Raw genomic sequence first — 12,266 nt, 5'->3', positions numbered from 1 at the left:
AGAAGGCCCCCGCAGGGGCCTTCTTTTCTCTCGGGAATGCGTTCCCTATCTTATTCTTCGAGGCTCAGCGCGACAAAGCGCGGGTCGCCGCCCCGACGCACCAGCAACAGCAGGGATTTACGACCCGCCTCGCGGGCTTCCTCCATCCGTGCCTCAAGATCGGCAATGGTTTCAACCTTTTGCTGACCGGCTTCGGTGATCAGATCCCCAGCGCGCAGGCCCTTGGCAAATGCCTCAGACGCTTCGTCAACCTCGGACACAACCAGACCATCCGCATCAGCGTCCAGCCCCATCTCTTCACGCAACGTGTCCGTCAGCGGCGAGATCGTTAGCCCCAGAATATCGGCGTTTTCGTCCGTTTCGGCGTCAGGCGTTTCCTCTTCATCCGTTTCGGCACGCTCGGCATCTTCGCGACGGCCCAACGTAACCAGTACGGTCTGCGTGCCGCCATCACGGTGCACGACAACGCGCACCGATTTGCCAACAGTGGTTTCGCCCACCTGCCGCACAAGGCCGCGGGTGTCTTCCACCTCGACACCGTCAAAGCTGAGGATCACGTCACCCGCTTTCAGGCCAGCCTCTTTCGCGGGACCATCCGGCACATCGCTGATCAACGCACCGCCGGGCTTGTCCAGTCCCATCGCCTCTGCCATGTCTTCGGTCACGTCCTGAATGCGCACACCCAGCCAGCCGCGGCGGGTTTCCCCAAACTCGCGCAACTGGTCGATAACCTTGATCACCACGTTCGAGGCCATCGAGAAGCCGATGCCAATCGAGCCACCATTGGGCGACAGGATCGCGGTGTTCACCCCGATTACCTCGCCGTTCATGTTGAACAGCGGCCCGCCCGAGTTGCCCCGGTTGATCGCCGCATCGGTCTGGATGTAATCGTCATAAGACCCGCTCAGCGCCCGGTTGCGGGCCGAGACGATCCCGGCCGATACGGAAAAGCCCTGCCCCAGCGGGTTGCCCATGGCAATCACCCAGTCGCCAACGCGCGCGGTGTCGCTGTCGCCGAACTGGACATATTGCAGCGGGCCGGATGCTTCGACCTTGAGCAGCGCGATATCGGTTTTCTCGTCCGTCCCAATAACCTTTGCAGGAAGCTCCTTCGCGGGCTGACCGTCTCCGGGAAAGAATTCGATAAGAATTTCATCGGCTTCCGCGATGACGTGATTGTTGGTGACGATGAAGCCGTCTTCCGAGATCACAAACCCCGACCCCAGCGCGTTGCTGCGGCGCGGACGGCTGTCATCATCGCCGTTGCGGTCCTGAAACTCGCGGAAAAAATCCTCGAACGGAGAGCCTTCGGGCACAATCCCCTGAGGCCCGCCCTGCCCCTCGATCAGCGTGCTGGTGGTGATGTTCACCACCGCCGGGCTGATCTGTTCGGCCAGTGGCGCCAGGCTTTCGCCCCGCGCCTGCGCCGCGATGGTCTGGGCCAGCACAAGCAGCGACCCGGCAAAGGCCAGCCACATCAGCCGCATCATAACACTTAACTCGTCCCACCGGACGGACACACTGCGCGCTTTCGCCTGCACTTGGGGTCTCCTCGTCGACAAACCTTCCGGGCTGCCGACCGGCAGCCTTCCTTCACATCCAATGTAGTCAGTTTGACCATATGGGCAACTCGGGATCGCGGGGAAATCACCGGCAAGTGAGGTCCTTGTGTTAAAATCCCAACTGGTAAGCGCCCCAAAGCAGGACCAGCCCGCTGACCACACAGAGCATTCCCATCAGCCGCCGAGCCGATTCCGGCAGCGCGCGCAGCGCCTCGAGCATGCGTTCAATAAGCGAAGGGGCCAGCGCATAGGCCAGCCCCTCGACAATCAGCACCAGCCCGAAGGCCAGAAGGATCATGCCCATTACTGGGATGCCTGCCCTGTTGGTGATTTCAGGTAGTTGAAGAACTCTGAATCCGGGCTGAGGACCATCGAACTGTTGCTGCCGCCCAGCGCCCGTTCATATGCGGACAGCGAGCGGTAGAACTCGAAGAACTCGGGGTCCTTGCCAAAAGCTTCGGCGAAGATCGCGTTGCGTTCGGCGTCGGCCTCACCGCGAATGATCTCGGCCTCGCGGTTGGCGTCCGATACCAGTTCTACCACGGTCCGGTCGGCCTGCGCGCGCACGCGCTGCGCGGCCTCGTTACCGCGGGCGCGTTCGTCGGTCGCCTCACGTTCCCGTTCCGCCTTCATCCGGTCGAAAGTGGCTTCGAGGTTCGCCTGAGGTAGGTCAGTCGCCTTCAGACGCACGTCGATTACGTTGACACCCAGTGCCCGCGCTTCGGCAATTGCGCTGTTGCGGATGCGCAGCATCAGAGCCGCACGGTCAGAACTCAGGATATCGCGGGACGAGACCGAACCCAGAACCTCACGCGTTTCGGCGCGCAGGATGCGGTCCAGACGATCCTCGGCCACCGGAATTCCGCCGACACCAACGGCCTGACGGAACTGCTCCAGATCGGAAATCCGATAACGTGCGAAGGCATCGACCACCAGACGGCGATCATCCAGAGGGGTGACTTCCAGCGGCTGCACGTCGATCGACAGGATACGGTCGTCATAGCGCACCACTTCCTGAATCAGCGGGATCTTGAACGCCAGACCGGGCTCTTCCTTCACCGCCACGACGCGGCCAAACTGCAGCACCAGCGCGCGTTCACGCTCGTCCACGATAAAGATCGAGGACAGAAGACCGACAACCGCAATCACGATGATCGGCAGAATAAATGTCGCCTTACGCATCAGTTGCTCTCCTCGGCCTGGTTGCGGCGCAGTTCGTTCAACGGCAGGTAGGGCACAACGCCCTGCCCCGAGCCAGTGGAGTTTTCATCCAGAATGATCTTGTCCACGTCGCCCAGAACCTGCTCCATCCGCTCCAGATACAGGCGCTTGCGGGTCACATCCGGCGCTTTGGAATACTCTTCCAATACCGCGCTGAAACGGCTGGCTTCACCCTGCGCGCTGTTGATCTGCTGGGCGCGATAGGCTTCGGCCTCTTCCAGGACCTGCGCGGCTTCACCGCGCGCTTCGGCCAGAACCCGGTTTGCATAAGCGTCGGCCACGTTCTGCAGACGGTCACGCTCCTGCGCGGCGGCCTGAACGTCGCGGAAGGCGGCGATCACGTCCTGCGGCGGGTCAGCCTTGTCAAAGTTCACACGAACGATGTTCACACCGGAATCATAGCTGTCCATTGTCAGCTGAATAAGCTCCTGCAAACGTTCGGCAATGATACCGCGATCCCGGTTCAGGATGGGGGCCAGCTCGCTTTGAGCAATAATTTCGCGCATCGCCGATTCCGACACAGCGCGGATCGTTTGACGCGGATCGCGCAGGTTAAACAGATATTTAGCCGGGTCGTTGATGTTCCAGACGACCTGATAGTCGATATCGACCACATTCTCGTCACCGGTCAGCATCAGACCATCGTCGCTGCCACGCGCGCCGCCCATATCTTCGTTCTGTTCGCGGGTAACCGGGATAACCTCAGCCGTCACAAACGGCCACGGGGCAAAGTTCAGACCCGGATTACCAACGGCCGAGAACTCACCCAGGAACAGCTCAACCGACTGCTCTTCGGGCTTGACGGTGTAGAAGCTGGCCAGCCCCCACAGCACCGCTGCTGCCACCAGACCAATCGCAACCGTGCCCTTGGTGAACGCCGGACCACCGCCGCCGCCCGAGCCGTTCGTACCACGGCCACCGCCGCCGCGACCGCCCATCAGGACGCGCAGCTGCTCTTGACCCTTTTTCATCAGCTCGTCGATCTCGGGAATCTGCGGGCCGTCGTCCTGAGGTGGCTTGCGCCCGTCCCCGTTATTGCCCCGATTTCCTCCGCCGCCCGAGGAGCCTCCGCCCCCCCAGGGGCCGCCGCTGTTGCCCGCCATATGTGTGTTTTCCCTTGTGTTGGACCGTGTGATCACGGCTTCCCTTGTAACGTGTGTGCGCGCGGTTGCAAATCAAGCCGTGCGAACAGGTTGCCGCATTGTCACCAGTTCTTCGGCCATGACCGGATGAACCGCGACCGTGCGGTCGAAATCTTCCTTCGTCGCGCCCATCTTGACCGCAATACCCGCAAGCTGGATCATCTCGCCCGCGCCGGGGGCAACGATGTGGCAGCCCAGCACCTTGCGGGTCGCTTGACTGACAAGCAGCTTCATCAGAACGCGCTGCGTGCCGCCCGCAAACGCCTTTTGCATCGGTTTGAACGAAGTCGCATAAACCTCAATCGGTTCCTGCGCGGCGGCTTCTTCCTCGCTCAGCCCCACAGTACCAAATTCGGGCTGGGTGAAGATCGCGGTTGGGATCAGGTCATGATCCACCGGCGTCGGGTTGCCTTTGAAAACGGTTTCGACAAAGGCCATGCCTTCGCGGATCGCAACCGGGGTCAGGTTCACGCGGTCCGTCACGTCGCCGATGGCATAGATCGAGGGCACGGAGGTCTGGCTGTATTCGTCCACGATGATCTCACCTTTGCGACCACGCTCAACACCCATACCCTCCAGCCCCAGATCATCGGCGTTCGGCGCGCGACCCGTGGCGTACATCACCACGTCGAACAGTTGTTCGGACCCGTTGGTGGCCTTGACCCAGATCTTGTCGCCCTGCTTTTGCATCTCGAGCACATTCGTGCCCAGATGCAGGTCGATGCCGTTCTGGCACATCTCTTCGCTGATCAACCCACGCGCCTCTTCATCGAAGCCGCGCAGGATTTGCGCGCCGCGATAGAACTGAGTGGTCTTCACCCCCAACCCGTTCATGATCCCGGCAAACTCGCTGGCGATGTAGCCGCCGCCGACGATCAGGATGCTTTCGGGCAGCTTCTCCAGATGGAAAATCTCGTTCGAGGTGATGGCCAGTTCCGATCCCGGAAACTCGGGCACGACAGGGCGACCACCGGTGGCGATCAGGATATGCTTGGCCGTTTTTCGCGTACCATCGGCCAGTTCCACCGTATGCGGATCGACCAGACGGGCGCGCTGATCAAAGCTCTCGACGCCGTTGTTCTTCAAGATGTTGCGGTAGATGCCTTCCAGCCGGTCCAGTTCCGCAACCAGCTTGCCGTGAAACGTGTTCCAGTTGAACCCACCGGGCTGAATGTCCCAGCCATAGGCCTGGGCATCGCCGACCATGCCCGAGAACTCGCTTGCGAAAACCATCAGCTTCTTCGGCACACAGCCGCGGATAACGCAGGTGCCGCCATAGCGATCCTCTTCCGCCAGCGCTACTTTGGCCCCGGTTTCCCCCGCCGCCACGCGCGCCGCCCGGACCCCGCCCGAACCGCCACCGATGACGAAAAGATCATAATCAAAGCTCATGCCGGGTTCCTTCATTCAGCAAAATTCTCTGGATATCTGGGCGCGAAAAACCTTGTGCCAACCCCTGACCCCGGAAAATCCTGTTTTTCCTTGGGGCTTTGCACAAGAAAGACAGACAGACCTCAATCCGCCATATCCGAAAACAGGTTCTCTCGGGTTCCGCTGACAAGCTGGTCCAACTCAATCGTGCCTTCGTTGATGTCGCGCAACTCGACCCGGCCATCGCCGTGGCCGATGACCACCTTGTCGCAAATGTCGATGAACAGCCCGTTTTCCACCACGCCCGGAACCTGGTTAAGCACCAACGCCAGATGCCGCGCGTTGCCGATGCGTTGCAGGTGCAGGTCCAGAATGTGGTTCCCCTCATCCGTCACAAACGGTGCCTCGCCGTTCATGCGCAAGGCGGCCGAGGTGCCAAGGACATCCATCGTATCCAATGCCTCTTCGATCAGGGTGCGCGTGGTTTGCCAGCCAAAGGGGATCACCTCGACCGGCAGAGGGAACGCACCCAGCGTTTCAACCTCTTTGCCCGCGTCGGCGATCACCACCATCTGATCGCTGGCCGTGGCCACGATCTTTTCCTGCAGATGCGCCCCGCCGCCACCCTTGATCAGGTTCAACTCGCCGTCAAACTCATCCGCGCCGTCGATGGTCATGTCCAGCCACCCGGCCTGGTCCAGCGAGACGACCTCAATTCCCACCTCACGCGCGAGTTGGGCGGTGCGGGTCGAGGTCGGAACGCCCTTGATCCGCAACCCTTCTTCCTGCACCCGTTCGCCCAGACGACGCACGAGCCACGCAGCGGTCGAGCCTGTGCCCAGCCCGACCCGCATTCCGTCCTCAACCATTTCGGCAGCGCGGCGCGCGGCAACGTATTTTGCCGTATCAATGGGCGAGAGTTCTCCGGTCATGGCAGCATTCCTTGGTATCCCGACCGCGTTATACGAAAAGCGCGGATCGACTGCGAGACCCAAACCGCACAAATGCCCTTCAAAAACATGTCGTCGAAATGCGCGTTTCTTATAGGAAACGTCGCAATCGGTGCTTCCTTATCGCGGGTCGCGATGTAGATACGCACCATGACCGAGCCTTATCGCCTTCACTATGCCCCCGACAACGCCTCGCTGGTGATCCGGTTGGTGCTGGAGGAGATGGGGCTGCCCTACGAAACCGCCCTTGTCGACCGCAAGCGGCAGGCACAGGACGGGGCGGAGTACCGGGCGCTGAACCCCAACGGTCTGATCCCGGTTCTGGAAACGCCGCAAGGCCCGATCTTTGAGACTGCCGCAATCCTGTTGTGGCTGGCCGATACCCATGGGCAGCTTGCACCCGCTCCAGACAGTCAGGACCGTGCGCCGTTCCTGAAATGGCTGTTCTTCGCCTCGAACACGCTGCACGCAGACTTGCGCATTCTGTTTTACGCCAAAAAATACATCGACGAGAAGCAGGCCGATGCATTGCGGGACGGCATCCGCCCCCGGCTGCGCACCCACCTGAACCTGCTGGATACCCAAGCGAAACAGGCCCCCGAGTGGTTGCGCGCTGATCGGCCATCGGCCCTGAACTATTACATCGCCTGTATGATGCGCTGGATGGCGCTGTACCCGGCGCGCGTTGACCGGTCGTGGTATCAACTGGCCGACACGCCCTATCTGCAGACAATTCTGCAACAGCTTGAAACCCGGCCCGCGACCCGCGCGGCTATCGCCGCTGAGGGTCTGGGTGTTACACCGTTTACGTCACCAACTTACGCCACCCCTTCGGAAGGCTCAGCTACCTGATATGTTCCTCTCTGTCTTCGATATGTTCAAAGTGGGCATCGGCCCGTCTTCGTCGCACACCATGGGCCCCATGGTCGCCGCCGCGCGGTTTCTGGACATGATGCGCGCCTCGCCCTTCGAATTCGCCGGTCTGCGCGGATCGCTGCACGGGTCACTGGCCTTTACCGGCGTTGGTCACGCAACCGACCGAGCGACCATTCTGGGGCTCGCGGGCTTCGTGCCGGACACCTACGACAACGACAAGGCCGAGGCTGCGCTGGCCGCAATCGCTCAAACGCATACGGTAACGCCCGAAGGTCTGCCGACCCTGAAATTCGACCCCAAGACTGATCTGGTCTTCGACTACGACCACAACCTGTCCGGCCATGCCAACGGGATGATCCTGATGGCCACCGATGCGCAGGGCGATGTCATCCTGCGGCAGGTCTTTTATTCCATCGGGGGCGGCTTTGTTCTGACCGAAGAAGAACTGGCCGAAGGCAAAGCGACCGAAGAAGGCGACCCCGTTCCTTTCCCCTTCAAATCCGCCGTCGAAATGTTGGAGATGGCCCAAGCCAGCGGCAAAAGCATCGCGGCGATGAAGCGCGAAAATGAGATTGCGCGCGGCTGCCCGGTGAGCTTTGCCAAGGGCTCGGCCCGGCTGTGGCAGGTGATGAACGACTGTATCGAGCGGGGATTGACCACCGACGGCATCCTGCCCGGCGGCCTGAAAGTGCGCCGTCGTGCCAAAAGTATCCACGATGCGTTGATCGCCGAACGCGGCATGAACCTGACCGCTCCGCACACCATCAACGACTGGATGAGCGTTTACGCCATGGCGGTGAACGAGGAAAACGCCGCTGGCGGACAGGTTGTGACCGCGCCCACCAACGGCGCGGCGGGGGTGCTGCCTGCGGTGCTGCGATATTACCTCGACCATGTCCCCGGCGCATCCGAAAGCCATATCGAGGATTTCCTGCTAACCGCCGCCGCCATCGGCGGGTTGGTGAAGTACAACGCCTCAATCTCAGGGGCTGAAGCGGGTTGTCAGGCCGAGGTCGGCAGCGCCTCGGCCATGGCCGCCGCCGGGCTCTGCGCGGTGATGGGCGGCACCCCCGAGCAGGTCGAGAACGCAGCCGAAATCGCGTTGGAGCATCACCTGGGAATGACCTGCGATCCGGTTGCGGGTCTTGTGCAGGTGCCCTGTATCGAACGCAACGGGCTGGGCGCGATCAAGGCGGTTTCTGCAGCGTCATTGGCTTTGCGCGGCGATGGACAGCACTTTGTCCCTTTGGACGCGGTGATCGAAACCATGCGCCAGACCGGTCACGACATGCACGAGAAGTATAAGGAAACCTCGCTGGGCGGTTTGGCGGTGAACATACCGAACTGCTGATGCGGCGAAGGAGACGGCGATATGCGCGGACATTGTTTATGCGGGAAAGTCCGGTTCGAAATAAACCCTCCGGTCCTGTCCTGCGTCACCTGCCATTGCGACAGTTGTCGCCGCCAATGCGCCGCGCCGATGACCACCTATTTCGGCGTGCGCGATGGCCAGTGGCGCTGGACCGGCGAGGAACCGAAACGTTTCAACTCCTCCCCCGGTGTCGAGCGCAGCTTCTGCCCTCATTGCGGTACGCCGATGTCCTTCCGCTCGACCAAGATGTCGGATGTTTTGCATTTGTATGTGGCGGTGCTGGAGAACCCTGAAACGCTGCAGCCGACTCTGCACGTGGCCCATGAGGAAAAGCTGAACTGGCTGCATCTTAATGACGATCTGCCCACCTGTATCGGCCCGGACTACACCAAGGTTCAGCCGCTTCCCGAAACCTGACCTTTTCAGCGCGACGCCAAGTCGTTAGCGTCGCGCTCATGACCCATGATCGCCCGGTTTTTGGCATCGTTCTGATGCTCGGCTTTTGCCTGCTTGCACCGCTGGGCGATGCTATGGCCAAACTCCTGGGCGAGACCACGCCGCTGGGTCTACTGGTTCTGGTGCGCTTTGCGGTTCAGGCGCTGATCCTGATCCCGCTGGTCGCGCTGACCCGCCGCCCGTGGCGCATGCGCGGGCGTATCCTGCGGTTGGCGGTGATCCGCACCCTTCTGCACATCATCGGCATCACGGCGATGTTCAGCGCGCTGCAGTTCCTACCGCTGGCCGACGCGATTGCCATCGCCTTTGTAATGCCTTTCATCATGCTGCTGCTGGGCCGCTATGTGCTGGGTGAAGAGGTCGGCACCCGCCGGTTGCTGGCCTGTATCGTAGGGTTCATCGGCACGCTTCTGGTGATCCAGCCCAGCTTTGCCGAGGTTGGCTGGCCCGCTCTGCTTCCTTTGATCGTCGCGGTGGACTTTGCCCTGTTCATGCTGGTCACGCGCCAGATCGCGAAAGAGACTGATCCCGTCTCGCTACAGGCCGTCTCTGGCGTCTTCGCAACGGTTCTGCTGCTGCCCGTGATCCTGTTCGGTACGCAAGCCGACGTCTGGGAGTTGTCGTTGATCGTACCGCAGGGCAACGCGCACTGGCTGATGTTGACGATCGGCATTCTGGGCACCGTCGCGCATTTGCTGATGACGTGGTCGCTGCGATATGCGCCGTCGGCCACTCTGGCTCCGATGCAATATCTGGAAATCCCTGTTGCCACCGTGTTTGGATGGCTGATCTTCCACGACCTGCCCGATGGGCTGGCGGCGCTGGGTATCCTGATCACTGTCGCCGCCGGGCTTTACGTCATTCTGCGTGAGCGGGCCATTGCCCGGTCTGCCCCGACAGAAAAGCGCGCATAACCGCGTCCAACGCATCCCGAGGTACCATCACCAGCAGCCCCGGCCCATCCACCTGCAGCTCAACCGCGCCCAATGCCCGGTTCGAGGTGCCCACTCGCCCGTCAGGTTCCAGAACCAGATCATTGATCGGCCATTCCAGCCCCCGGCTGCCTCCGGTCACCTTTGCGAGCGGGAACAGCGAAACCACGTCACCGGCTGAAAGATCAATCGCAACCGATGGCGGCGCGTGAAAGACAACTTCGTGCGCGCCCAGCAGAACGCAGGGACGCTCGCACCGCGTGACCAACGTGTTCAGAACCGCCAGTTGGTGATCCAGCCGCTGCCCCAGAAATCCGGCACCCAACACCAAAGGGGCCTGAACACTGCGCAGCGCCTTGTCAAAGTCCGTACTGTCCTGCTCATGGATCGGGAAAAGCTTGTCGGCAGGGATCTTGTCGCGCACATCCCGGTCCAGCGAATCGAAATCGCCGACCACCGCGTCCGGAATCCGCCCCGAATCGACCAAAACAGCCGCGCCACCGTCGGCGGCAACCACCGAACTGACGCGATTCAGCACCAGATTCACGTCGCCAGACCCGATTTGCCCCCCTCCAAACAGCCCAATTGGGCCAGATGACCGCACAATTGGCTTATTTTTTCTAAGATTGATCATTTTTCCCGGATTTGGACACATTCAGACCACAAAATGATAGGTTCATGCAGAAAGTTCTGAGCCGATGCGTGCGCCCTGTCCCGGGCAAGTTGGCTCTCGTAGTTTGTAGAGGACGTGCGTCTGATGGTACAGAATAACAAGGTATTGACCGTTTCCTATGGAACCTTCTCCTGCACTTTGGAAGGATTCGACGATTCCTTTGAGACGATGAAAGCCATTGCCGAATACTTCCGCGATCTCGCTGCCGAAGATCGTTACTTCGGCTCCGAGCCGCCTCAACCAGATGCCGAAATGCTGACCCGTATCGCCCGACGCGACCAGAACCAACAGGTGGTAGCACGCCAGAGCGAATCCGGCCTGTTGCTGCGCGCAACCGAAGCCCCTCAGACCCCTGCAACCGAAAATGCGGCACAACCTGCGGCCCCGACCCCCGAGCCGCAGGCGGATATGTCCGCCCCTCTGTACGTAGACGCTGAACCTGTCGAAGATACCCCCCCTCCGGCAGCCGACAGCATCGCCGCCAAGCTGCAGCGCATCCGGGCCGTCGTGTCCCATTCGACAGACAGCGCGAGCGGCTATTCCGAAGAAGAAGAGACCGGCCTTCTGGGCGACGCGCCCGAACCGGTCGACGCCGTTGCTTTGGCCTTCGAGGCCGGAGCTCTTACCGCTCAGGATTTTGAACCAGCGCCGCAGGAAGAGCCCGCACCGCAGGTCGAAGCTGCAGCGCCTGAAGAAGCCGCACCCGAGCAAGATATCGCGCCCGTCACCGAGCCTACAGAAGATCCGGCCCCTGTTTTCGCCCCCGAGATGCAGGAAGACGCGCCGGAAGAGGCAACCTCGGACGACGCGCTGTTCTCGGACCTGGACGATACCGCCGAGCAGGTGGAGGAAGAAGATGAAATCACCAACATCCTGACCGAGGATGAAGCTGAAGAAGTCACCGACCAACCCATCGAGATCGCATCGGATGACTTCACCGAGGAAGTCACCGCAACCGTGCTGACTGCGGAAGACGAAAGCAGCCTTCTGAGCGAGATCGATGACATCGAAACCGAGTTGGCCGGTCAACTTGCGGACACAAAGACCGATGAAGTCGCTTCTGATCTGGATGTGTCCCGCCTGATGGATGAGGCCGACGCACAGATGGATGATCCGTCGACCAGCGGCACGCGCGACACCTATTCGCACCTGCGTACCGCAGTTGCCGCAACCGAAGCCGAAGGCAATGCCGAGGCGAATGCGAAGTCTGCAGATCAGGATTATCGCGGCGACCTGGCGTCGGTGGTAAGCCCCCGCCGTCCGGAAATTCAGGTGACTAGCATGCGCCCCGAATCCGACAATGCAGCCCCGCTGAAATTGGTCGCGGAACAGCGCATTGACGATCAGAACGCCCAGACCGGCCCGGTAACCCCGCGCCGCGTGACTGCCGAACATGATGAGGCCGCCTCGGAAGAAAGCGGCTTTGCACAGTTCGCGCAGGATCAGGGCGCGCAATCGCTGCCTGATCTGCTTGAGGCCGCCGCAGCTTACTTGTCGTTCATCGAGGGCCAGGAGAAGTTCTCGCGCCCGCAATTGATGAACAAGGTTCGCTCGCTCAAGCAGGACGAGTTCAATCGCGAAGAAAGCCTTCGTACGTTTGGGCAACTGCTGCGCGACGGGAAAATCGAAAAAGCGGGCGGAGGGCGTTTTGCCGCCTCAAGCCTGATCGGGTTCCGCCCCGATGACGAACGCGCCGTCGGATAAGAACCGA

At 61.1% G+C, this 12,266-nt stretch carries 12 protein-coding genes; 5 read left to right on the top strand and 7 right to left on the bottom strand.

Annotated elements, in window-relative coordinates; all coding sequences use genetic code 11:
* Positions 1-50: 50 nt before the first annotated feature.
* The 6 genes from ACR0NJ_RS14470 to rpiA all read right to left on the bottom strand — a co-directional run bounded on the left by ACR0NJ_RS14470 (position 51) and on the right by rpiA (position 6,228).
* On the bottom strand, positions 51-1,490 hold the full coding sequence (locus tag ACR0NJ_RS14470) for a DegQ family serine endoprotease (protein ID WP_480817999.1): 1,440 nt from the start codon (positions 1,488-1,490) through the stop codon (positions 51-53).
* Positions 1,491-1,671: 181 nt separating this feature from the next.
* The gene (locus ACR0NJ_RS14465) at positions 1,672-1,866 is read right to left on the bottom strand and encodes a DUF2065 domain-containing protein (RefSeq protein ID WP_480817841.1); all 195 of its coding nucleotides are present in this window, start codon (positions 1,864-1,866) and stop codon (positions 1,672-1,674) included.
* Positions 1,866-2,744 (bottom strand): protease modulator HflC, encoded by an 879-nt coding sequence (gene hflC, locus ACR0NJ_RS14460; RefSeq protein ID WP_480817840.1) that lies wholly within the window; start codon positions 2,742-2,744, stop codon positions 1,866-1,868. Before hflC ends, ACR0NJ_RS14465 begins: the two co-directional genes overlap by 1 nt.
* Positions 2,744-3,886: an FtsH protease activity modulator HflK gene (hflK, locus tag ACR0NJ_RS14455; RefSeq protein ID WP_480817839.1), complete on the bottom strand. Its 1,143-nt coding sequence runs from the start codon at positions 3,884-3,886 to the stop codon at positions 2,744-2,746. The genes hflC and hflK overlap by 1 nt, the downstream gene beginning before the upstream one ends.
* A gap of 72 nt (positions 3,887-3,958) precedes the next feature.
* Complete coding sequence (gene gor, locus ACR0NJ_RS14450; protein ID WP_480817838.1) at positions 3,959-5,317, bottom strand: glutathione-disulfide reductase; 1,359 nt, start codon at positions 5,315-5,317, stop codon at positions 3,959-3,961.
* A gap of 122 nt (positions 5,318-5,439) precedes the next feature.
* Positions 5,440-6,228, bottom strand: coding sequence for a ribose-5-phosphate isomerase RpiA (gene rpiA, locus ACR0NJ_RS14445; RefSeq protein ID WP_480817837.1), 789 nt, complete (start codon positions 6,226-6,228; stop codon positions 5,440-5,442).
* A gap of 168 nt (positions 6,229-6,396) precedes the next feature.
* Between rpiA and ACR0NJ_RS14440 the strand changes: the two genes are divergently transcribed.
* From ACR0NJ_RS14440 to ACR0NJ_RS14425, 4 genes are read left to right on the top strand one after another with little or no spacing between them, the layout of a single operon-like run.
* Entirely contained in the window at positions 6,397-7,098 is a 702-nt protein-coding gene (locus tag ACR0NJ_RS14440) for a glutathione S-transferase family protein (RefSeq protein WP_480817836.1), read from the top strand.
* A 1-nt stretch (position 7,099) separates the two neighbouring features.
* Entirely contained in the window at positions 7,100-8,473 is a 1,374-nt protein-coding gene (locus ACR0NJ_RS14435) for an L-serine ammonia-lyase (RefSeq protein WP_480817835.1), read from the top strand.
* Positions 8,474-8,494: 21 nt separating this feature from the next.
* Complete coding sequence (locus ACR0NJ_RS14430) at positions 8,495-8,911, top strand: GFA family protein (protein ID WP_480817834.1); 417 nt, start codon at positions 8,495-8,497, stop codon at positions 8,909-8,911.
* A gap of 38 nt (positions 8,912-8,949) precedes the next feature.
* On the top strand, positions 8,950-9,864 hold the full coding sequence (locus ACR0NJ_RS14425) for a DMT family transporter (protein WP_480817833.1): 915 nt from the start codon (positions 8,950-8,952) through the stop codon (positions 9,862-9,864).
* Here the strand turns inward: ACR0NJ_RS14425 and ACR0NJ_RS14420 are convergent.
* Positions 9,809-10,429, bottom strand: a complete 621-nt coding sequence (locus tag ACR0NJ_RS14420; RefSeq protein WP_480817832.1) for a thiamine diphosphokinase — start codon at positions 10,427-10,429, stop codon at positions 9,809-9,811. The two genes, ACR0NJ_RS14425 and ACR0NJ_RS14420, sit on opposite strands and share 56 nt — an antisense overlap.
* Positions 10,430-10,639: 210 nt before the next feature.
* Here ACR0NJ_RS14420 and ACR0NJ_RS14415 point away from each other — a divergent pair, with 210 nt between their 5' ends.
* A complete protein-coding gene (locus ACR0NJ_RS14415; RefSeq protein ID WP_480817831.1) occupies positions 10,640-12,259 on the top strand; it encodes a hypothetical protein in 1,620 nt (539 codons plus the stop codon).
* Positions 12,260-12,266 lie beyond the last annotated feature (7 nt).

The sequence above is a fragment of the Ruegeria sp. F11 genome, assembly GCF_056533855.1.
This window is presented reverse-complemented; position numbering and strand designations above follow the sequence as displayed.

What these genes read in the sequence shown, in the direction of transcription:
- ACR0NJ_RS14415 (WP_480817831.1), top strand. Translation starts at nt 10,640, where the DNA reads ATGGTACAGAATAACAAGGTATTGACCGTTTCCTATGGAACCTTCTCC.
- gor (WP_480817838.1), bottom strand. Translation starts at nt 5,317, where the DNA reads ATGAGCTTTGATTATGATCTTTTCGTCATCGGTGGCGGTTCGGGCGGG.
- ACR0NJ_RS14435 (WP_480817835.1), top strand. Translation starts at nt 7,100, where the DNA reads ATGTTCCTCTCTGTCTTCGATATGTTCAAAGTGGGCATCGGCCCGTCT.
- ACR0NJ_RS14465 (WP_480817841.1), bottom strand. Translation starts at nt 1,866, where the DNA reads ATGGGCATGATCCTTCTGGCCTTCGGGCTGGTGCTGATTGTCGAGGGG.
- hflK (WP_480817839.1), bottom strand. Translation starts at nt 3,886, where the DNA reads ATGGCGGGCAACAGCGGCGGCCCCTGGGGGGGCGGAGGCTCCTCGGGC.
- ACR0NJ_RS14440 (WP_480817836.1), top strand. Translation starts at nt 6,397, where the DNA reads ATGACCGAGCCTTATCGCCTTCACTATGCCCCCGACAACGCCTCGCTG.
- hflC (WP_480817840.1), bottom strand. Translation starts at nt 2,744, where the DNA reads ATGCGTAAGGCGACATTTATTCTGCCGATCATCGTGATTGCGGTTGTC.
- ACR0NJ_RS14425 (WP_480817833.1), top strand. Translation starts at nt 8,950, where the DNA reads ATGACCCATGATCGCCCGGTTTTTGGCATCGTTCTGATGCTCGGCTTT.
- rpiA (WP_480817837.1), bottom strand. Translation starts at nt 6,228, where the DNA reads ATGACCGGAGAACTCTCGCCCATTGATACGGCAAAATACGTTGCCGCG.
- ACR0NJ_RS14430 (WP_480817834.1), top strand. Translation starts at nt 8,495, where the DNA reads ATGCGCGGACATTGTTTATGCGGGAAAGTCCGGTTCGAAATAAACCCT.
- ACR0NJ_RS14470 (WP_480817999.1), bottom strand. Translation starts at nt 1,490, where the DNA reads ATGATGCGGCTGATGTGGCTGGCCTTTGCCGGGTCGCTGCTTGTGCTG.